Source organism: Kangiella marina (assembly GCF_039541235.1).
Classification (GTDB): domain Bacteria; phylum Pseudomonadota; class Gammaproteobacteria; order Enterobacterales; family Kangiellaceae; genus Kangiella; species Kangiella marina.
On the sequence record NZ_BAABFV010000001.1, the window covers coordinates 549,170 to 573,423 of the forward strand.

The 24,254-nt window shown below is 46.9% G+C and carries 5 protein-coding genes and 2 tRNA genes; all 7 read right to left on the bottom strand.

Annotated features, from left to right (window positions below; translation table 11 throughout):
• Positions 1–274: 274 nt before the first annotated feature.
• A tRNA-Ser gene (locus ABD943_RS02370) sits at positions 275–365 on the bottom strand.
• A gap of 102 nt (positions 366–467) precedes the next feature.
• Positions 468–4,184, bottom strand: coding sequence for a TonB-dependent receptor (locus ABD943_RS02375; RefSeq protein WP_345291591.1), 3,717 nt, complete (start codon positions 4,182–4,184; stop codon positions 468–470).
• Positions 4,177–20,325 (bottom strand): Calx-beta domain-containing protein, encoded by a 16,149-nt coding sequence (locus ABD943_RS02380; RefSeq protein ID WP_345291592.1) that lies wholly within the window; start codon positions 20,323–20,325, stop codon positions 4,177–4,179. The genes ABD943_RS02375 and ABD943_RS02380 overlap by 8 nt, the downstream gene beginning before the upstream one ends.
• 687 nt (positions 20,326–21,012) lie before the next feature.
• A tRNA-Pro gene (locus ABD943_RS02385) sits at positions 21,013–21,089 on the bottom strand.
• Between the two features lie 84 nt (positions 21,090–21,173).
• Positions 21,174–21,524, bottom strand: a complete 351-nt coding sequence (locus ABD943_RS02390) for a MerR family transcriptional regulator (RefSeq protein WP_345291593.1) — start codon at positions 21,522–21,524, stop codon at positions 21,174–21,176.
• A complete protein-coding gene (locus ABD943_RS02395) occupies positions 21,505–21,804 on the bottom strand; it encodes an integration host factor subunit alpha (RefSeq protein ID WP_046560878.1) in 300 nt (99 codons plus the stop codon). Before ABD943_RS02395 ends, ABD943_RS02390 begins: the two co-directional genes overlap by 20 nt.
• Before the next feature lie 44 nt (positions 21,805–21,848).
• The gene (pheT, locus tag ABD943_RS02400; RefSeq protein ID WP_345291594.1) at positions 21,849–24,227 is read right to left on the bottom strand and encodes a phenylalanine--tRNA ligase subunit beta; all 2,379 of its coding nucleotides are present in this window, start codon (positions 24,225–24,227) and stop codon (positions 21,849–21,851) included.
• Positions 24,228–24,254: the final 27 nt, after the last annotated feature.

The window sequence follows — 24,254 nt, forward strand, 5'->3', positions numbered from 1 at the left end:
TTACTATGTCGAAAAGACTTTGCACTCAATTGAATCATTTATTGTTTTGAGATCGTACATCCGCCTAATAAGCAGGTACTTTTTATGTTATGCGGTCTTTCTAACTACCATTGATACTAGCTGTTTCAGTAAACCAGTTCAACTTACGAAACAAAGCAAGTTAGCAGGTAGGACTTCATGAGATTACAATCGATATGGGAATGACATGGGTGTATTTGTTGTAGGCATAAAAAAACCGGCTATTAAGCCGGTTTTTGAATCTCTTTCGAGAATATGGCGGAGAGGGTGGGATTTGAACCCACGAAGGGCTACAAACCCTTGCTGGTTTTCAAGACCAGTGCATTCAGCCGCTCTGCCACCTCTCCTGATTTGCGCGAAATAATACCGTAACAAATGGTTAGATGGAAGCCCTTTTTTGAAAAAAATGGTACTTTTTAAGGCTTCTACCTAACATTTGTACAATTCGCTTAATATTTACCCACGAAGTTGATAAACCAGCCTTCGTAGTTGAAGTCTAGGTTAGCTAGGTTGTCGCTGAACTCGGTGAAGTTGTAGCCTAAACCAATCTTGAAGTTGTTGCTGATGTGGTAATCCGCTCCGGCTAACCAACCTTCGCGTTCGTCTTGGCTTTCTTCAAGTTCTAACCAACGGTACTCTAGCAATGCGTCCCATTCGCTGATTAGGTGGTAACGAGTTTGGGCTGCATATAAGTTGGCTGTACTTTTGAACCACTGACCTGAGCCGCGGTTTTCGCGGACTTGACCACGGCGGTGTGCGACTTTGGCGGCGACTTTCCAGCGTGGGTTAAAGCTGTAGATACCTTCGAATGAGTAGATATCTGACTTCTGGTCCGCACCCGTGGTGACTTGCGCTAGCGTTCTTAGGTCATATAGGTAGGTATATTTACCTAACACTGCCCAGCGGGTGTTATCAACAGGACGGTATGCGAAACCTAAGTTACCTTCGACGAATTTCGCGTTTTGTGCTGGGTCGATAAGGTCTTCAGTGTCGGCGTAGTTAATACGCGCGGCTAAACGCCAGTCTTCAGTTAAGCGATAGGTTAAGCGGTTGGTGGTTAACCATTGCTCACGCTCTTCTGCCCCGCTATCTTCACGGTATTCGATTTTCGAGCTCCAGTCAGCGTCTTTCGAGCGGTAGCCACCACTAATGGTTGCTGCCTGGCGGTCTACTGGGCCTGAAAGCGCATCAAGATTACCGTCCTGTAAGTTGAAGCCAATGGTCCAGCCTTGCGATGGGTAGTAGTCCATACCGAAGGTGTGCACGATGCCTGATTCTTGTGGCGCCTTGAAGTGTTGGCTTTCGTTATAAATCGTCACTTGGTTCGATAGGCGAAGTTTTTGCCCCAATACGATACCGTCGTTAATTTGCGAGCCGAACACGTTTTGCGTGGTGTCTGTCGAATAGGTGTAACGACCATACACTTGGTGCTCGTTGTTGATCTGGTATTCCGCAGTTAAGCTGGCGGCGTCACCACGGTGCCCTGTGGTATATTCTGCGCCAATCGACGAGCGATCACCGAACAAGTAGCGTGTACCCAATGTGAATAAATCATTGTTATCGTACTCGCCACCATCGTTTTCTAGCGTAAATTGGCCTATACCGTAAACATCCCACGTTTCACCGATACGCTGGTTATATTGAAGTGCAGCTAACGTAGCCGACGTTTCGACGCCCAGAATGGTTTCTTCCAGTTGACGTAGTTCAGTGGTGATATCAATCTTTGGCGTAATCTGATAATTCACGCCGACTTGTGCCTGGCGTAAGCTGTTATCAGCACCACGTTCATAATTGCTTGCGCGAGTGGTGATCGATACTTTATCAGTAAAGTAGCCGTTTACCTCTGCGCCTGTTTCAGTAGTCTCTTCGTTTAGCGTACGACGAGCGACCGAGAAGCCTGCGTCGGTTTCACGGTGCCATGCGCCGGCTTTCCATTCATGCTCAGACCAGCCTAACTCTTTAAAGTTAGCGCGAGCTTCGACGGAGTAAGCGCCGCCATTCTTGTCGGTCACTTCTTCTGTCGGATCAGGCACGACTTCATCAAAAGTGAAACCACCGTTATCCGAGAAGAAGGTTGCTGCCTGATTCGCTTCAGAATCAGCTGACTCAACTTTAAGGTAAGTGCCGCGACCTGCTTGTAGCGTGACGTCTACGCCCGCTAACTGGTAATCATCACCGGAGCGATTTTCATCAACGAAAGTACCGCCGACGGCCACATGTTCACCCAACCATACTTTTGCGCGACCACCTAATGTGGTGTTATCGGCTTCAAAGCCTGTTGGGCGGTATTCATAATCCACCAATAAGACGTTATCAAAACCATCTAAAGGCTGATCACGAATAATGGTGTCTAGATTACGACGCGAAATTTGTGATAAAGGCGTAGTCAGGATAATACGACCTTGTAGCTCGTCGATTTCGTAATCAGCGCCACGCTGTAAATCAACGCGCGTTTCGACGCGGCCTGTGGTGCTATCACGAACTTCTAAGGTAATTTTGTCTGAGCCAGGCAAAATGTCAGTATGCTTTAAGTAATACAAGCTACCGCCAGTTCCTAAGAACTCAACGTGGCCCAGTGCCGTTTGTGCTTCAGAGGCAAAGGCTTTCACTTGAGTTTTCGCTTCACCAAGCTCAGTGGTATCAAGAGAGCGCCAGTTAATCGCTGCACCATAAAGCGAGCGCGAATACTGGGCAAATTCGTTACCTGTAATACCCGTATTAAAGTTACCCCAAAGCGCTTGGCTCTTATCCCAATCGACGCGAACGTAGAAGCGACCTTGCGTATCGACGTCACGATACGTTGTGGAATCATCGCCATAGACAGGATAATAACGGTCAGGGTCCAACCGGCGGAAAATATCCTGCGGATCTTTATCCAAGAAGCCATCAAACATTTCGTCTAATTCACGCTCTTGCGTATCCGCCTGTGCCGTTATTAAGTATTTACCTTTGATCTTACCTTTTAAGTAAAATGCTAAACGTCCTTCCATTAAGAAGTCGTCTTCAAACTGATCGCCTTCATCTACTGCTTGAATACTGTCCGAAACAGAATTCTTAGAAGCGGTTAAGTCCGCCAACGCGACCATGAACATATGTTCACCAGTCACATCAACCGTCATTTGGTTAACGATTTGCTCGGCTTCATCATTACCAATAACCACATTAAAGTTATGTTGGCCGACAGGCAGTAGATATTCGGCAACGAAACGACGCTCTAAATCAATAGGAATAATATCGCCATTAATTGTTAGCGGCTGGTTTTCAGGAATATCTTGACCAAAAATACGCACACGGGATCCGTAAATCGGAATGTTTTGCTGACGCAAATTGTTCTGACCAAAAGTTTCACTTTCAATCAGTTGATTAGTGATTTGCTGATCTGAAATATCATCTTCGGATTCACCACGTCGAACTTGGTCCGCAAACTGCGCAATATTATTTTTCTTTTCTTCCGGGGAAACCAGTAACAAGCCCTTCGTCGTGGTTTCATCCATGCGCCCTTCTTTATCGTAGGCACGAAGGACATAAATCAGTCTATCGCCCTGCACTAAAGGACGATCGAGCGTTAACTCACCATCCCACGCGTAGCGACCATTATTGGTTACTTCCAATGACTCTGTCGCCAAGGGCGTGACTAAGTCAGTATCGTTAGCGTCGAAAATAGTAAGCTCTAAGCGATCAATAAAAGCTGCGTAGTTTGAGTAGTAACTAAAGTTAACCGGCTCGACAATACGGCCATCTTCAAAGGCTACAACAGTGGTACCACTAACGCCAAGAGCTGGCGGCGTTAAGGCTGGATCTTCCGTCGCCCACATAATACCGCCGTTAGGAAGCTGTACCAGCATTCTCCCCGTAACATCAGCACGCTTTTGATCAGGTCTAAAGCCAGCTTCGTTATAGGAGTAAATATCTCGATAACCAACATCGACACGACGATCTTGGTTCATTTCAGACTCATTAACCGCCGTCGCTGCCGATTCTCCCTGGCTTTTGACTCTGAAAATCAAACCTTCTTCAGTTTTACATTTAGTACTGTCGCAGCTGAAATCCTTCTCAGAATCGCTTTGTTCAGCGCTAAACGCTTGTGGCGCAAGACTGAATAAGATAGCACCCAAACCAAAGCTCAGTAACGGCTGTGTGATATGCCTTACCATCAACTTACTCATGGCTCGCACCTCCGTCTAGAGTTTCAAACTCTGTTGGAGCCATCTCAATTCTAACTTTCTTAATCAACTCTTTACCTAAATATTGATTCAATGCAGTATAAACTGCATCAGCGCGCTTTAAACCAAGGCGGTAGTTATATTCCGCGCTACCTCGACTATCTGCATAACCAGATACCCAAATAGCTCCCCCGCCTTTTGCTTTTAAATAATTTGCTATCGACTCAAGTACCGTCTGATGACTTTCGTCAATCGATGCTTTATCGGTATCGAAGAAGAACTGACCTATTTCAATCCTCTCTCCAATGGTAATAAATTTTCGACCTTGTACCATTTCGGCTGGGTGAGTATTAATGGTCACTTTAACGTTTTGAACAATATCCTTGTTCACTCTCCCAAGAATCGCTTCGCGTAAAACAACCGCTCTATCAAGAGCAATCGGGACAGCGCCACCATAACCATCAATGGTTAAAGTCGCTCCTTTAGCACGATTGATTTTATCAGCCATATTCTCTATGGCAGACTGGTATTGGTCTTTAATCTCAGTGCTATTGTCATCAAAAATAACCGTGCCCATTTCGATCTCGAGAATTTTAGGCTTATTAAAACTTGATTCCTTAGGCTCTGGTAGCTTAATTCCAAAGTCAAATCGAGTTGACATACCTTGAGTTAAGCGCTGAACCCTTGGGTTCTCAGTCGTGAATACACTACCCGCTGGTAACGTCGCTGGATCAACTTTCATGATGAAGTTTTTACCGCGGCCATAATTGTCAACATCAAGTGCATTTAAGTGGAATCGACCGTATGCATCGGTCTCGACAATCAAACCTTCCACCGTAGCAATACGAACACCCGGCACACCACGCTCATAAATACCGTAGTTACTGATGACAAAATCAACGCGATAACTCTCACCAACACGAGTGATACGACGTTCAACTCTGATATCTTGCCCTGACAAACCATCTGCGACATCACCTGATTGCTCGACACGTGTCTTGCCTTCAGCATCCATCAAGACTTTTGTGCCTTCGTCAGTGGTTAAAACAAAGCCGTCGGTGAAGCGTGGTTCACTCATCAGCTGAGAAATAACCATCTTATGGTTCGATGCAGGATCCATCACTGAGTTACGACCACGTAGTGTGCCTAACTCAATACCGTGATTTATCGGTGCACTAGCATCAGCTTTAGGTTGCGGACCGTTGCCGCGATCAACCGTGGTAGAGTCTGCGATATAAGTCGACTCATCAATACCACCGCTTACGCGGATACCCGATGCTGTCGCATCATCCTGCCAGCCGTCGCCGTCACGGTCATTAAACACTTTGCCCATGATCGTCGCTTGTTCAAAATCTGGATCTGCGGTCATGAAAACAGATGCTGTCGCCGTATTACTGACTTTGTCGCCGTTGAAGTAAGCAGTAACACTGTTGATATGTTCAGAGCCTACTGCCGATGGCCCAACTCGCATCATGTATTTAATCGTTGCTGTCTCGCCTTGACTTACGTCTACCCCTTCGAACTGTAGCGGCCTATACGGCGTTATGACGTTATTTTCAGCGTTAGGATCATCGATTTCACCACTGTTATCAACGTAGCCAAAACCAAGCGGCGGGGAATCCATAACTAAGACATCAGCGGCATCGGCCGTTCCGACATTCTCTACGGTAATGGTGTAATTGACAAAGTCACCCAGCTTCACCTGATCAGTATTAACGGTTTTTACGATTCGCAACTGTGGCTTTTCGGACTGCTCAATAATCAACTCGCCCGCAGTAGAATCATCAGCTGTATTGCCAGCGGCGTCACTCACGCTTGCTGTCACATCATAAGTGCCGTCTGTCAGAACATCAGAATCCGGAATGGTCAATACCCAAGTACCATCACCGTTATCCACCAGGTTGCCGTCACCTTCAGTGTAGGCAATACCGTGGACTGTGACGCTTAACTCATCACTGCTATCCGCAGTACCGGTAATGGCTGGTGTGTTGTCGTTGGTGGTTTGTACGTTCACTGTTGGTGTCGTGATTTGAGTATCGACCACCATCTCATCAGTTGTTGTATCGGATGCTGTATTGGTGCCATCAGTGACCGTCGCCACGACATCATAAGTACCGTCAGCAATCTCGTTACCCGCTGGGATGGTCAGTGTCCAAGTGCCGTCACCATTATCCACCAAATTGCCATCACCCTCGGTGTAAGTCACGCCATTAACAGTGACGCTTAAGTCATCGGCGCTGTCTGCGGTACCTGTGATGATAGGTGTGCCATCGTTGATAATTAACGAATCCACTGTAGGCGTCGTGATTTGAGTATCAACCACCAACTCGTCAGTGGTTCCATCACTCACAGTATTAACGCCATCAGTCACCGTTGCTGCAACGTCATAGGTATCATCAGGTAACTCACTGCCAACAGGTACTGTTAAGCTCCAGGTATCATCACCATTATCTACTAAGTTGCCATCGCCCTCAGTGTAAGTCACGCCATTAACAGTAACGCTTAAATCATCCGTGCTATCAGCAGTACCAGTAATCACAGGTGTACTGTCATTGGTGGTTTGTACGTCCACCGTTGGCGTCGTGATTTGGGTATCGATTACAAGCTCATCCGTTGTTGTATCGGATGCCGTATTCACACCATCGGTTACCGTTGCAGTGACCTCATAAGTCCCGTCAGCTAACTCACTGCCGGCTGGAATGGTCAATGTCCAAGTGCCGTCACCGTTATCAACCAAGTTGCCATCACCCTCGGTGTAAGTCACGCCATTAACGGTGACGCTTAAATCATCCGCGCTATCAGCTGTCCCCGAAATAACAGGGGTATCATCGTTAGTCGTTAATGCGTTTACTGTTGGCACAGCAACAGCAGTATCGACAACTAATTCACTGGCGGTGCTATCAGTTAAGGTATTAGTGCCATCAGAAGACTGAGCAACCACATCGTAGGTTCCATCAGGAATTTCATTACCCGTGGGGATTACTAATGTCCAAGTATTATCACCATTATCCACTAGGTTGCCGTCACCTTCGGTGTAGGTGACGCCATTGACGGTGACGCTTAAATCGTCAGCACTGTCAGCTGTACCGGTTATCGTTGGCGTGCTGTCATTAGTGGTTTGAGCGTTGACCGTTGGTACAGTTTCTGTCACGTTTTCAACCGTTACTGTCGCTAACTCAACGGCTGTATTGCCATCACTATCGGTGGCCGTGATTTGAACCTCATAGACATTATTAGTATCCGCATCCGCAGGACTCTCGAAGTCTTGTGCGGCGAGTGTTAATTCGCCAGTATTGGCGTCAATCGTAAACAAGCCTTGATCCGCGCCGCCAGTAATTGTGTAAGTCACGGTGCCTACAGGTGCATCGCCCGGTGATAAGTCAGCAGGTGCTGTAGTGTGCGCAGTATTTTCAGCAGCGCTTTCATTGATGGCGGCAATATCTAAGTTTGCAGTTTCCGCCACATCAGTGACTTCGACCGTCGCCAGTTCATTCGCTGTATTGCCGTCGCTGTCCGTTGCTGTGATCTGCACTTGGTAGATATTGTCTGCGTCCGCATCTGCCGGGTTCTCGAAGTCTTGTGCGCCAAGGGTCAATTCACCCGTCGATGCGTCAATCGTAAACAGTGCTTGATCAGCGCCACCAGTAATGGTGTAAGTCACCGCACCAACAGGCGTGTCTCCGGGAGATAAATCAGCTGGTGCGGTAGTGTGTGCCGTGTTTTCTGCCGTCGACTCAGTAATGGGGGCAATGTCCAATGCTGCCGCTTCATTCACGTCTGTCACAGTCACTGTGGCGTCTTCACTTGCCGTATTCCCTGCTGAGTCTGTCGCAGTTATTTGAACCTCGTACACATTGTTCGAATCCGCATCCGCAGGGCTTTCAAAGTCTTGCGCGGCCAGTGTTAACTCACCGGTATTGGCATCAATCGTAAACAAACCTTGATCCGCACCGCCAGTAATACTGTAAGTCACCGCACCAACAGGCGTATCTCCGGGAGATAAGTCAGCAGGTGCCGTGGTATGCGCGGTATTTTCTGGCGTTGACTCACTGATTGGAGCGATATCAAGATTTCGGTCATCATCAGCAATAGTTACGGTGTCACTCGCATTATTAATGTTGCCGCTTGAAACTGCGGTAATGGTTCCAACCACCGTTTCATCACCTTCGACAGTATTATCATCAATGACCTCAACTGCTACCGTGGCTGTGGTGTCACCGGCAGCTATGACAACAGAGGTTGTTCCGTCGGCGCCCGTTAAACTGTAGTCGGATGCTTCCGTTGCCGTACCTGAGTAGTTGATCGTTACGGTAGTGTCTGTAGTGCTTGTGTTACTTAAACTGATCGTAAACTCACCATCAGTTGCAGGCTCCGAAGCGGCTAGCGTTGCTGCAATAGAAACCTGTAAACTTTCATCGTCAGTAATAGTTCCTGTCGCGGTATCGCTATCCGTCACTAAGGTATTCACAGCGTTTAAGTTAACGGTAAAGGTTTCATTTCCTTCTGAAATAGCATCATCAACAATCGTGACATCAAAAGTCTGTGCTTCGCCATTGGTGCCGGCAAAAGTTACAGTGCCAGCCGTACTGTCATAATCAGTACCGCCACCTGTTGCCGTACCATCAGTGAAGCTATAGTTGACATCAGTTCCACCAGCGACTTCACCGTTTAAAGTAACCGTGAAAGTTGCTATACCAGCATTTTCATCAACCGTCACATCAGCAACAGTCACGCTAGCCGAGTCGTTATCTGAAATGGTTACCGTATCACTCGCAGTATTGATAGAGCCATTGCTAACCGCAGAGATCGTGGCTATGACGGTCTCATCACCTTCTAATACAAAGTCATCGATGACGTTAACCGTTACTGTCGCACTCGTGGCACCCGCAGGAATAACCACACTGGTTGTTCCTGCGCCTCCGCTAAGATTGTAATCATCAGTATCTGTTGCAGTGCCTGTATAACCAATCGTTACGGTAGTATCAGTAGAGCTTGTGGTATTAAGGCTAATGGTGAACAAGCCATTAGCGCCGCCCTCAACGGCAGCCGAAGTCGCAGCAACCGACACTTCCAAGGTATCATTGTCGGTGATGGTGCCAGTAGCGGTATCCGTATCGGTTATAGAAGCGTTAACTGCATCGATATTAACGGTAAAGGTTTCCGCTTCTTCGACAATAGTGTCCTCATTGATAGTGACAACAAATGTTTGAGTCTCACCGGCGTTACCAACAAAGGTCACACTGCCAGCAGTATTAACAAAATCATCGCCACCAGTAGCAGTACCATTGGTAAAGCTGTAGTTTACATCCGTTCCGCCAGCCACATCACTATCCAATGTCACCGTGAAGGTAGCCGTCCCAGCAGCCTCGCTCACAGTCACATCATCAACCGTTACCGTCGCCGTATCATTATCGGTAATGGTAGCCGCACCTTGAGCATCACTAAAGCTCACGCTGGCGTTACTCAAATTGGTTAAATCTAGAGAAAAGCCTTCGTCACTTTCGACGATTGTATCGTTCGTAATCGGCACATTGATGGTAATGGTTTCACCACTATTACCAGTAAACGAGCCACTGCCAGAAGTCGCTGTATAATCACTACCCGCTGTCGCTGTACCGTCAGTTGTGGCGTAGTCAAAACTCACGCCACCATCAACGTCACCCGTTAAGGTCACCGTGAAGACGGCATTAATTCCATCTTCTGCAACCGTCACGTTATTCACCGCAACCGAAGCGGTGTCATTATCCGTAATCGTACCTGCGCCTTGAGCATCGCTGAAGCTGACGCTAGCATTACTTAAGCCGCTTAAATCAACGGTAAAGCCTTCATTGCCTTCAACGATGGCATCATCGGTAATTGGCACCGTAATCGTTTGTGTCTCACCGTTCGTGCCGTTAAAGCTTAAACTGCCGCTCGCCGCAGTATAGTCACTGCCTGCCACCGCCGTACCATCATTGGTGGCGTAATTGAGCGTGAAGCCATCTTGAACGTCGCCCGTTAACGTCACGGTAAAGGTCGCATTCGAGCCATCTTCGCCAATACTGACGTCGTCAATCGCCACCGTCGCCGTGTCGTTATCGGTAATGGTGCCTTGGCCTTGATTGTCCGAGAAGGTAACGCTCGTATTATCCAGATTACTTAAATCAAGGGTGAAGCCTTCATTGCCTTCAACCACCGCATCGTCAGTGATCGGCACATTAATCGTAATCGTCTCACCATTGGTACCGGTAAAGGTTTCCGTACCAGAAGTCGCGGTGTAATCGCTGCCCGCTACTGCAGTACCGTCGGTCGTGGTGTAGTTGAAACTCACCCCGCCTTGAACGTCGCCCGTTAACGTCACCGTAAAGACGGCGTTAATACCATCTTCCGCCACCGTGACATCATTCACCGCCACCGTCGCGCTGTCATTATCCGTGATCGTGCCCAAGCCTTGATCATCGGCAAAAGCCACACCGGTGTTATCCAAGTTGCTTAAGTCCAGCGTGAAGGTTTCATTGCCCTCGACCACTGCATCATTGGTAATCGGCACATTAATCGTCACCGTCTCACCATCGTTTCCGACAAAACTTCTAGTTCCTGAAACAGCAGTATAATCGTCACCCGCCGTCGCTGTGCCATCGGCTGTCGTAAAGTCTAGGTTGAAGCCATTCTGGACATCACCGCTTAGCGTGATGGTAAAGGTTGCGTTGGTACCATCTTCCGCAATGGTCACATCATCAATCGATATTGAAGCGCCATCATCGTCAATAATCGTACCGGTCGCGGTATCAGTGTCAGTCACTAAAGCGTTGACCGCATCAAGATTAACCGTGAAAGTTTCGGTACCTTCAACTAGAGTGTCATCGGTAATCGCTACGGCGAAGGTTTGAGTTTCACCATCAGCACCGGTGAAAGTTACGCTGCCAGCGGTACTGTTATAATCCGTGCCGCCTGTTGCTGAACCGTCAGTAAAACTGTAGTTAACGTCAGTGCCACCCTCGACCGCGCCATTCAAAGTAATGGTAAATGTGGCCGAGTTAGCGGCTTCATCCACACTAACATCGGCAACGGTGACGCTAGCCGAGTCGTTATCTGAAATGGTTACCGTATCACTTGCAGTACCGATAGAGCCGTTGCTAACCGCAGAGATAGTAGCAACAACGGTTTCATTATTTTCCAATAAGTTATCATCAACCACGTTGACACTAACCACGGCTGTTGTTGAACCTGCAGGAATGGTTACAGAGGTAGTACCGCTGGCGCCTGTCAAACCATAGTCATCAGGATCAATTGCCGTCCCGTTATAATCAATGGTAACCGTTGTATCCGTTGCGCTGGTCGTATTTAGGCTAACCGTAAACTGCCCATTAGCGACTCCTTCGGTAGCGGCAGCTGTAGTCGCAGCAACCGACACTTCCAGATTGTCATTATCCGTAATTGTGCCTTGGCCTTGATTATCCGTGAAGGTAACGCTCGTATTATCCAGGTCACTTAAATCGAGGGTGAAGCCTTCACTGCCTTCAACCACCGCATCATCGGTGATCGGCACATTAATCGTAATCGTCTCACCATTGGTACCGGTAAAGCTTTCCGTACCAGAAGTCGCGGTGTAATCGCTGCCTGCTACTGCGGTACCGTCGGTCGTGGTGTAGTTAAAACTCACCCCGCCTTGAACGTCGCCCGTTAACGTCACCGTAAAGACGGCGTTAATACCATCTTCCGCAACCGTGACATCATTCACCGCCACCGTCGCCGAGTCGTTGTCATTAATAATACCAATGCCTTGCCCGTCAGCCAGTGTCACTGATGTATTACTAGTGTTTGATAAGTTGACGAAGTAACTTTCAGCGGTTTCTGCAACGGCATCGTCAGTGATAGTCACGATTATCGTTTGCTGCTCACCATTAGTACCAGTGAAATTTAACGTGCCTGTTGCTGTCGTGTAATCACTTCCCGCCAAAGCTGTGTTATCAGCTGTTGCATAGTCAACTGAAACCCCATCTTGGACATCACCCGTTAAAGTTACGGTAAAAGTTACCGTGCCACCAGCTTCGCTAACCACTGTGTTATCAATAGCTAAACTGGCGGTGTCATTATCCGTAATCGTACCTGCGCCTTGAGCATCGCTGAAGCTGACGCTAGCATTACTTAAGCCGCTTAAATCAACGGTAAAGCCTTCATTGCCTTCAACGATGGCATCATCGGTAATTGGCACCGTAATCGTTTGTGTCTCACCGTTCGTGCCGTTAAAGCTTAAACTGCCGCTCGCCGCAGTATAGTCACTGCCTGCCACCGCCGTACCATCATTGGTGGCGTAATTGAGCGTGAAGCCATCTTGAACGTCGCCCGTTAACGTCACGGTAAAGGTCGCATTCGAGCCATCTTCGCCAATACTGACGTCGTCAATCGCCACCGTCGCCGTGTCGTTATCGGTAATGGTGCCTTGGCCTTGATTGTCCGAGAAGGTAACGCTCGTATTATCCAGATTACTTAAATCAAGGGTGAAGCCTTCATTGCCTTCAACCACCGCATCGTCAGTGATCGGCACATTAATCGTAATCGTCTCACCATTGGTACCGGTAAAGGTTTCCGTACCAGAAGTCGCGGTGTAATCGCTGCCCGCTACTGCAGTACCGTCGGTCGTGGTGTAGTTGAAACTCACCCCGCCTTGAACGTCGCCCGTTAACGTCACCGTAAAGACGGCGTTAATACCATCTTCCGCCACCGTGACATCATTCACCGCCACCGTCGCGCTGTCATTATCCGTGATCGTGCCCAAGCCTTGATCATCGGCAAAAGCCACACCGGTGTTATCCAAGTTGCTTAAGTCCAGCGTGAAGGTTTCATTGCCCTCGACCACTGCATCATTGGTAATCGGCACATTAATCGTCACCGTCTCACCATCGTTTCCGACAAAGCCTTGACTGCCACTAGTGGCGATGTAATCACTACCCGCTACAGCAGTACCGTCCGTGGTTGTGTAATCAAAATTCACACCACCTTGAACATTGCCACTCAAGGTTACGACGAACGACGCACTACCATCAGCTTCATTAACCGTAACGTTAGTTACTGAAACAGAAGCAGCATCATCGTCGTTAATGTTAACCGTATCTGAGGCATTAGTGATGGTACCGTTCGACACCGAGTCGATGGTCGCGATGACCGTTTCGGTTGGCTCTACCACGTTATCGTCTAAAACTTCTACCGCCACGGTTGCAAAGGTGTCGCCAGCAGCAATGACTACCGAGGTAGTTCCATTAACACCATTTAAACCGTAATCAGCGGGATCAGTTGCTGTCCCTGAATAAGTCAAGGTCACTGTTGTATCGGTAGCGCTTTGGGTGTTTAGACTGATTGTAAACTCGCCATTAGTGACCGGCTCACTTGCTGTGGCCACACTCGCAATAACTGAGACCTCTAAATTGTCATTATCAACAATGGTGCCAGTCGCGGTATCGGTATCATTGACCTGCGGGTTGACCGCATTCAGGTTAACAGTAAAGGTTTCATTACCTTCAACCAAGCCATCATCCGTGATATTAATGGTGAAGGTTGCAGTTTCGCCCGCAGTACCCACAAATGCCACGGTACCACCCGTACTGTCATAATCCGTACCACCGCCCGTTGCTGTTCCATCAGTAAAGCTATAATTAACGTCAGTACCGCCATCAACAGCATTGCTCAATGTGATGGTAAAGGTCGCGGTGCCCGCTCCCTCGTTCACGTTGACATCATCCACCGTTACCGAGGAATTATCATTATCGGCAATAGTCACCGTACCGGTATCATTGCTAATAACACCATTACTGACACTGGTAATGGTCGCAATAACCGTTTCGCTTGATTCGACCAGATTATCATCAGTCACATCGACAGCGACCGTGGCTGAGGTATCGCCCGCAGGAATGGTTACCGTGGTGGTTCCTGAAGCGCCCGTCAATGCATAATCAGAACCGTCAACTGCCGTTCCGGTGTAGTCAATGGTAATGACGGTGTCGGTAGAGCTTTCAGCGCTTAGGCTAATGGTAAACTCTCCATCCGTCATAGGTTCTGAAGCATTAGAGACTGTCGCTAAAATCGAGGTTGTTAGCGGCGTGTCATCATCGCTAATAGTACCTGTTGCAATATCAGTAGCATCAACTAGCGTATTGCTTGCCGATAGATTGACGGTAAAGGTTTCATCAAACTCTACGATAGCGTCATTGGTAATAGGCACAAGGATATCGATAAACTCACCGTTTGTGCCCACGAAGCTCACAGTATTGCCAGTACTATCATAATCCGTACCGCCACCTACTGCTGAACCGTCTGTGAAGCTGTAAGTAACATTGGTGCCGCCATCGACATCACCATTTAAGGTAATTCTAAAGGTTGCATTACCTGCATCTTCCGATACTGTCACATCTTCAACGGTGACAGAAGCTGTGTCATCTGACTCGATAGTAACAGTATCCGTAGAACCACTGATCGTGCCGTTGTCCGTTGACGTAATGGTGGCTATCACCGTCTCATTAGCTTCGACAAGTGTGTCGTCAAGCACCTCGACGATCACAATCGCATCGGTTGAACCTGCCGGAATGACAATAGTTGTCGTACCATCAACACCTGTTAAATTGTAATCGGATCCGCCTGTAGCAGTCCCCGTATAATCAAGCGTGATTGTCGTGTCTGTGGCGCTAGTCGTGCTCAGGCTGACCGTAAACTGACCGTCAGTCGCAGGTTCTTGTGCTGTTGGAATAGTCGCTACAACCGAAACCGTTAAGGCATCATCATCGACAATGGTGCCGATGGCTGTGTCGGTATCAATAACGTTTGGATTAACCGCATCAAGGTTAACGGTAAAGGTTTCGTCACCTTCTACAGTCGCATCATTGGTAATCGCAACAGTGAAGGTCCGAGTTTCACCAGCAGTACCTGCAAACGTTACTGTGCCGCCCGTACTGTCGTAATCCGTTCCACCACCGGTAGCCGTTCCATCAGTAAAGCTATAATTCACATCAGTACCGCCAGCAATGGCTTCTTCTAAGGTAATGGTGAAGGTTGCCGTACCATCCGCTTCATTAACGCTAACATCATCAACCCACACGCGAGAGTCATTATCGGCAATAGTCACCGTGTCTGTCGCTGTGCCAATACTGCCGTTGCTGACTGCGGTGATGGCGGCTTCGACAGTTTCGCTGCCTTCCACAAGAGCATCATCAATGACGTCAACCGCTACTGTTGCACTAGTGCTGCCAGCAGGTATGGTCACGCTGGTGGTGCCTGAGGCGCCGATTAAATTATAATCCGAAGCCGTTGTCGCTGTTCCGGCATAATCAATAAATACGGTGGTGTCAGTGTCGCTTGGGTTACTGAGTGAGACCGTAAACTCGCCATCTGTTGCTGGCTCAGAAGCAGCTGCAACACTCGCTGCAATACTCGCCGTTAATGCGTCATTGTCTTCAATCGTACCAGTCGCCGTATCCGTATCGGTCACGCTTGGATTGTCAGCGCTTAAAGAGACCGTAAAGGTTTCATTACCTTCAGTAATATTATCGTCGGTGTAAGCGACGGTGAAGGTTTCCGTCTCGCCCGCGGTACCCGTAAAGGTAACAGTACCGCCAGTGCTGGCATAATCGGTACCTCCACCCGTTGCGGTGCCGTCAGTAAAGCTGTAGGTGACATTCGTACCACCCGCAACATCGTTATCCAAAGTGATGGTAAAGGTAACGCTGCCAACACTTTCATTAGCTGACACATCTTCAACCGTTACCGTTGCCGCATCATTATCAGCAATTTCTACCGTCGCTGAGGAGTTGGCAATGGTGCCCTCACTCACAGTGTTGATGGTTGCAATAACCGTTTCCGTTGGCTCGACGATCGTATCGTCAGCCACATTCACCGCGACAGTCACACTCGAAGTACCCGCCGGAATAACCACAGTCGTCGGATCTACAACTCCTGATAAACTATAATCCCCAGGGTTAGCAGCGGTTCCAGAGTAACTGAGATTAACCGTCGTATCTTCCGTGCTGACGTTATTCAGACTGATCGTGAACTCACCGTCAGTACCAGGCTCAGAAGCATTAGCAACACTGGCGAATACAGATACTTCCAATGTTTCATCATCAATAATTGTGCTCGCAGAATCACTGTCATTAATGACAGGATTAACAGCGTTTAAATTGACTGTAAAAGTTTCATTGCCTTCGTAGATGGCATCATTAAAAATATCAACGGTGAAGGTTTGAGTCTCGCCCGCATTACCGATAAAAGTGACGCTACCATTGGTGTTATCATAATCAACACCGCCAGTTGCCGTTCCATCGGTAAAGGAGTAATTGACCACACTGCCACCTTGAACCGCATTATCCAAAGTCACTGTATAGGTTGCAGTACCGGCATCTTCGTCAATAGTCACGTTATTAATGGTTAAACTGGCAATATCGTTATCCGTGATGGTTCCTAAGCCTTGGTTATCGCTTAATGTCACGCCCGCCTGATTGACATTAGATAAGTCAACGAAATAGGTTTCGCTAGATTCCGCAACGGCATCATCGGTAATGGATACAGTTATCGTCTGCGTTTCACCATTAGTGCCCGCGAAGTTTAGTGTGCCGGTATTTGCTGTGTAATCGCTGCCAGCATTAGCAGTATCGTCAGATGTCGCAAAATCAACAGAAACGCCACCTTGCACCTCCCCCGTTAAGGTTACGGTAAAGATCGCGCTACCATCTAATTCATTCACTGAAACATCGTCAATCGCTAGGCTTGCATTATCGTTATCATTAATAATGCCAATGCCTTGCCCGTCGGCCAATGTCACCACTGGATTACTGATACCTGATAAGTTCACAAAGTAACTTTCAGAACTTTCTACAACCGCATCATCGGTGATCGTCACGGTTATTGTTTGCTGCTCACCATTAGTACCAGCGAAATTTAACGTACCGGTTGCGGCAGTGTAATCGCTCCCCGACAATGCCGTGTTATCAGCCGTTGCATAATCGACCGACACTCCACCTTGAACATCACCGGTTAAGGTTACGGTGAAAGTTGCCGTGCCATCAGCTTCGCTGACCGCTCTATTATTAATGGCTAAACTGGCATTATCATTATCCGTGATCGTACCCACGCCTTGGGAGTCAGAAATAGTAACAAGACTGTTTGAAAGGTTTGATAGATTCGCAAAGAAAGTTTCGGTCGCCTCAGCAACACCATCATCCGTAATTAGCACCGTGAAGCTCTGCATTTCACCATTGTTGCCTGTGAAATTTAATGTCCCCGTAGTAGCCGTATAATCACTCGCTGCAACCGCAGAATTGTCGGCAGTCGCGTAATCAACGGTGAAGCTATCTTGTACATTTCCAGTTAGGGTCACGTCAAAAGTAGCCGTACCGTTTGCTTCATCAACAGTAACATCGCCTATCGCAATACTTGCCGTATCATTATCCGCGATATTAACGGTTGCACTGTTTTGGGCTCCAATAGTTGCATTACCGCTACTGACCGTATCTAAAGTGACAACCACCGTTTCAGTTGGCTCAACTAACGAATCATCAATCACCAACACATTCACGTTAACTGAAGTTGTATTAGCAGGAATTGTGACGCTACTGACAAGAGTCGCATAATCTGTTCCCGCTACGGCGGTACCACCCGCAGTAATATTAACTACCGTATCGGTATCAGACGGATTGCTTAGACTAAAAGTAAACTGCCCCGCAATACCACTTCCTTCAGCGGTATCAGCAGTTGCCGCGATTGTAACCTCAGTGGCATCATCATTATTAATGGTGCCGTTCGCGCTTGCCGTGGTAATAGCAGCATTACGAGAGGGGTTTGAAATTGTTAAAGCAACAGTTTCATCTGACTCAACCTTTAAGTCACCATTGACTGTTACTGAAATTGAAGTACTGGTACTGCCCGCTGCAATAGTGCCACTTCCGCTTGCAGCAACATAATCACTGTCCGCCGTTGTAGCCGTACCATCTGAGGTAGCAAAATCAAACGTTACTTCGGACTCACTGGTCACCGCATTTGCGAATTGCACCGTGTAGTTCAAAGTCACTGTCCCGTTATTACCTTCAACAACACTTGTCGGCAACACTTCTAATTCAGCAGTATCATTGTCATCAATGGTCACGGTAGCTTCATTGCTACCGGCATCAATAGTTCCATCAGAAGTTGTGCTTAAAGTCACAACGACTGTTTCAGCGCCTTCAACTATCGTGTCGTCAGCTACTGTAACATCAACGGTTGCGCTGGTATCACCAGCCGGGATCGTCACGGTACCTGAAAGAGCCGTATAATCGTCAGTAGCAGTAGCCGTACCAGAAACGGTATAGGTTACTGTAGTATCAACCGAACTAGGATTGCTTAAACTAATGGTAAACTGGCCATTATTAATGGGCTCTGCAGCTAAAGCATCGTTCGCTGCAACGCTAACCGTAAACTCGTCATTATCCTGAATCGTGTATGTGTTTGTTGACTGAGCATTCGCATCGCCATTGGCATCACCAACAATTAATCGTGGATTGACGCTTTCCAAAACAAAGTCTATGGTTTCATCTGCTTCAAAAAGAGTATCGTCAACTACCGATAAGTTAATTGGCACCGAAGTTCCAGCACCACCGCCATAAGTCCCCGCAGGTATAACAATTGTGACCACATTCGTATAGTCAACACCAGAGCCCGTCGCCGAACCGCCGGTAACGTTAATGTTGATGTCTGTGTCATTTGGTAATACCCCTAACAGTCTTAGCCTTGGTTGGACGGTAACGGACTCATCAGCAGAATCAGTAGCAGAGTCAAACTCGATCAACACTACTGAGTCGTTATCCTGAATGGTGACAACCCCTGCACCATCATTGATCGTCGCTAGCCCACCAGTAATATTAGAGAGTGTTAAGTTAAAGGTTTCATTATTCTCTATAGAGCTATCATCGTTGATAGTGACTGAAATTGACTGCACTTCACCATTATTACCTACAAAGCTTAACGTGCCAGAGTTAGCGATATAATCTTGAAGCATGCCTGCCTGAGCGGTGCCATTCGACGTTGCAAAGTCCACGTCAAAACCAGACGCCGTTGAACCAGTCAAAGTAACGTCGATAGTAGCCGTGCCTGCCGCTTCATTGACGGTAATATCAGCGATTGAGACACTAGCTGCATCATCATTTTCAATCACTGTATTCGCGACAGCGTCTGACGCTGTCGCATTGGAAGAAATATTGCTTAAGGTAACGCTAAAGTTTTCATTAGGTTCTACTACCGTGTCGCCATTCACTGTAACGCTGACCGTTGCACTACTAGTTCCTGCCAAAATCGTTCCAGTTACAGAACCATTTGCTACAGCGACGTAGTCTGAGCCTGCTAGCGCTGAGCCATCGGTGGTAAAATAATCGAAAGTAATGTCATCACTGGTCGTGACAGCATTGGTGATGCTCACTGTATAAGTAAAGGTTGTGGTACCAGCATCAGTTTCTAGCTCTGACACATCAGCAATGCCGATTTGAGCTTGCGGGTTGACCACTAAGTCAGCAGACGCTGCTGGGCTTGCTCCCATTCCCGTGTCCAATGCTCCGGCTGGGATCTGGTTGGTATGAGTACCTGCCGAAGAACTGGTTACCTCGGCGGTGATGGTACAAGAACTATTTGCAGGGATAGTGGCGCCAGAGCCGAGCGTGATTGATGAGCCGCCATCAGCCGCTGTTAAAACCCCAGTACCGCCACAGGAATCCGTAGCATTTGAAGGCGTTGCCAAAACAACTCCTGCAGGTAGATTATCAACAAAATCGGCTTGAAGAGTGGCTTCAAAATCATTTGAATTACTCAACGTAAGGGTAAGGGTCGAAAGGCCATCAAAGTCTATGGTCGACGGTGAAAAAGACTTGGTCGGCTGAGGAATAACGACATTCAGTGAGCTTGAATCTGTCGAGCATGCTGCAATAGTCGGATCGGCAACAGTACAACCGCCATTTGTATTGTTAGCGGTATTATCATCAGTAACATTCGTAGGTAACGTTACGGTAACGGTATTCTCAATGGTTGAAGGGTAATCAACTGCTAAAGCTATGTTAGAAAACAGTACAACCGTTATTAAAAATAAATACTTAGAACACTTAACAGAAAACTTGGTAAAAGCACCCCAGTTAACCCAACTATTACTTAAAACTACCATTTAATTTAAGCCTACCCAACTTATAAAACGAACCAAAGCACCCTTGAGTGCTTTGGTTTTTCAATTCAAACAAGCTGCTTTGAGCAGCCACCTGTCACGCCAAAAGAAAACTCCAGTGGAAGTTTTGTGTAACAGTTCCTCAATACCCGATCTAACGACAGAAATAATCACTTCTCATCAAAACTCAGTGACGGAACTCTCAATAGTAGCCAATCTCTATCGTCTGAAATATTTACACTTGCGCTTTCTAATTGTTCGTTAGCTATAAATCAAGACTATTTCTAGTGAAAGTCTAATAGATTCAATATATTACAAAGACGGCTCTTTCACATTCTAGTGCCCTACCCTACAAGTTAGGTCACTCAATAAAAGAGTATATTGCGATTGCATCAATACGTAAAACTTCGACACAAGGATTTCACAATTTTTTATAATTACCCTTAAATCAATAAGTTATGAGTCGTTTCACTTGAAGTAATTATTAGCTGATTTTGATATATAATCTAAATTTGAAGTTAACTACCAACTGTCTGAATATTATACAACAAGTTAATGCAAATATGAGAGTCATTTCTGCAGTATTTACATAAGATTTATCTTGAGACTAGCAACCCATGTACGATTTTCAAACTAACAATTTGATATATGTAGAAAAACACTTAAGGAGGAAGAGAAATTTTAATAAATTGGTCGGAGCGAGAGGATTTGAACCTCCGACCCCTTGCACCCCATGCAAGTGCGCTACCAAGCTGCGCCACGCTCCGACAATAGAAAGGGAAAATGAAAACGGCGTAATAGTACCGTTTTCACCATAAATTACAATATTAAAATTGGATTTTGTTTGAGATTTAAATTGAAAGGAATCGCTTAATTTTTTCTAACTCTTCAATGATTTCATCGATTTGAGCTTTTTCAGCCGGAGAACCGTCCTCGCCACCCTCTTCTAAACACTGACGAGCACCACCAATGGTGTAGCCGTGTTCATAAAGTAATGAGCGAATTTGACGGACAATTAACACATCTTCGCGCTGATAATAGCGACGGTTTCCACGTCTTACCGGATCTAGTTGTTCGAACTCCTGTTCCCAATAACGCAATACGTGCGGCTTTACCGCACATAAATCACTTACTTCACCAATGGTAAAATAACGCTTGCCTGGAATTGCTGGTAATTCGTTATTATTGCTCGGTTCCAACATAGTCCGCTACTTTCCCTCTAAGTTTTTGCCCTGGTTTAAACGTAACAACTCGACGCGCACTGATAGGAACTTCTTCCCCAGTTTTTGGGTTACGTCCAGGGCGCTGCGCTTTATCACGCAATTCAAAATTACCGAAGCCAGAGAGCTTGACATTATACCCCTGCTCTAAGGAATCGCGGATCTGCTCAAAAAAAGCTTCTACAATTTCTTTAGACTCACGCTTATTCAAGCCCAGCTCTTCATATAAACGTTCTGCCATATCAGCTTTTGTTAATGCCATAATCAATCTCCGCTATTTCACCTGTTAGGCTCTTGTATTCACACTTAGTTTCTTAGGACCGCGCGGTACTCTTCTTCTAAGCCTGTGACAACTTTGTCCACAACAGAATTTATTTCCGCATCTTCTAATGTCTTTTCGGGATGACGTAGGGTCATAGCCAAAGCGACACTTTTCTTTCCATGATCAAGATGCTCACCCTTGTATATATCAAAAATAAAGGCGTCTGTCAGTAAATTCCCACCAATTTTTACAATAAAATCAATTAATTCCCCACCTTTTACCGTTTCGTCTACAATCACAGCGAGATCCCGACGAATCGAAGGAAACTTCAATAAAGGTGCGAATTTAGGCAATTCTCGCTCAGATAAGGCCTCTAAATCGATTTCAAAGACAAAAGCATCAAGGTCTAAATCCACTTTTTGTTGGATTTCTGGGTGCAGTTTCCCCAAATAACCAACGACTTTTCCACCCAGTACAATATCAGCAGACTGTCCCGGATGAAGGATTTCTTTGCTCGATGGCTTGAACTCAAACCGGCGCTTCGTGGTCGATAATAAAGCCTCTAAATCACCTTTGATGTCGTAGAAATCAACTTTTCGTGCATCACCATTCCATGACTCGGTGTAACGACGACCTGCTAGCAAGCCGGCCAATGTTGGAATTTGTTGCAACTCATCGCCCGAAGTGTCAAAACGCAATCCCATCTCAAAGAAACGAATTCGGCTTTGCTGACGGTTGATATTGAACTTTGCCGCGCTCACTAACCCTGTTAATAGATTGGTGCGCATAACGCCCATTTCGCTTGAAATCGGGTTCATTAAAGCGAGTGGCTTTAACTCTGGCTCTAACACCGCTTGTAGTTTTGGTTCAACAAAGCTGTAAGTAATCGCTTCTTGGTAGCCACGATTGACCAGCAACTCACGCAGCAGATCCTTGAATATGCGGTTCTCGTTCTGCATAAACATAGCCATCTCCCCCTGCGGCTTACGAATCGGCAGGTTGTTATAGCCATAAACACGGACGAGTTCTTCAATTAAGCTTTCTTCGTTATCGATATCAAATCGGAAACTTGGAACAGAAACATCCCAACCTTCATCAGCTGGGGTTAACCCTAACCCCAAACGGGTCAAAATATCTTCAACCTGAGCATCATCAAAGCTCACGCCAACCACACGCTTAATTCGCTCACGACGCAACGTCAGGTGACGTTTTTCAGGCATAGCCGATTGATCTTTAGCCTCGATAATCGCACCCGGCTGACCGCCCACAATTTCAAGCAGTAACTCAGTCGCTCGCTCCATCGCGGTACGTTGAAGCTCATAGTCCACACCGCGCTCGTAGCGGTGTGATGCATCTGTATGCAGGCCATATTGACGCGCTTTACCGGCTATAGCGATAGCATCGAAATACGCGCTTTCTAAGAAAATATCTTTAGTTTCTGAATTAACGCCTGAATGCTCACCACCCATCACACCTGCAATAGCAAGCGGTTTCGAGCTATCTGCAATCATCAAAGTATCTTCAGTTAACTCAACTTCTTGCCCATCAAGCAGTGTTAACTTTTCATCTTTTTTAGCCATGCGCACGTCAATGGCACCATCGATTTTAGCCAAGTCGAATGCGTGCATCGGGTGTCCCATCTCTAACAACACATAGTTCGTCACATCGACTACAGGATCAATCGAGCGAACGCCAGAACGTTCGATACGCTGCACCATCCATTGCGGTGTTTGCGCTTCAGGGTTAACCCCCTTAATCACTCGGCCTAGGTAGCGTGGGCACGCTTGTGGCGCGCTTAGCTTGATATCTAACTTATCACTGACTTCGCTAGCAACGGCTTTAGGTTCAACAAAGTTAACGTCTTCTTGAGTGAGTACGCCAACTTCGCGCGCGATACCGCGGACGCCTAAACAGTCGCCACGGTTTGGCGTTAAATCAACGTCAATCACATGGTCTTCTAAGTTTAGAAGTTGTTTTAAATCTTGTCCTAATGGTGCTTCAAGCGGTAATTCAACAATACCATCGCTGCCTTCACCGATATTAAGCTCAGTTTCCGAACACAACATACCGAAAGAGTGTACGCCACGAAGCTTCGCTTTCTTAATTTTAAAATCACCCGGTAAAACAGCGCCAATCATCGCCACCGCTACTTTGATACCCTTGCGAGCATTCGGTGCACCGCAGATGATTTGTAACTCTTCATCGCTGGCATCGCCCACATTGATCGAACAAACCTGTAATTTGTCCGCATCAGGATGCTGTTCAGCTGCAACGATCTCCCCGACGACCACGCCAGTGAAGCTATCACCTAAATACTCAAAACCATCGACTTCCAAACCCGCCATGGTCAACTTATCAACTAATTCTTGAGTGGAAATTTCAGGGTTAACCCACTCACGCAACCACTGTTCACTAAATTTCATAGCATTTATCCAGTTTTAGCCAAATGT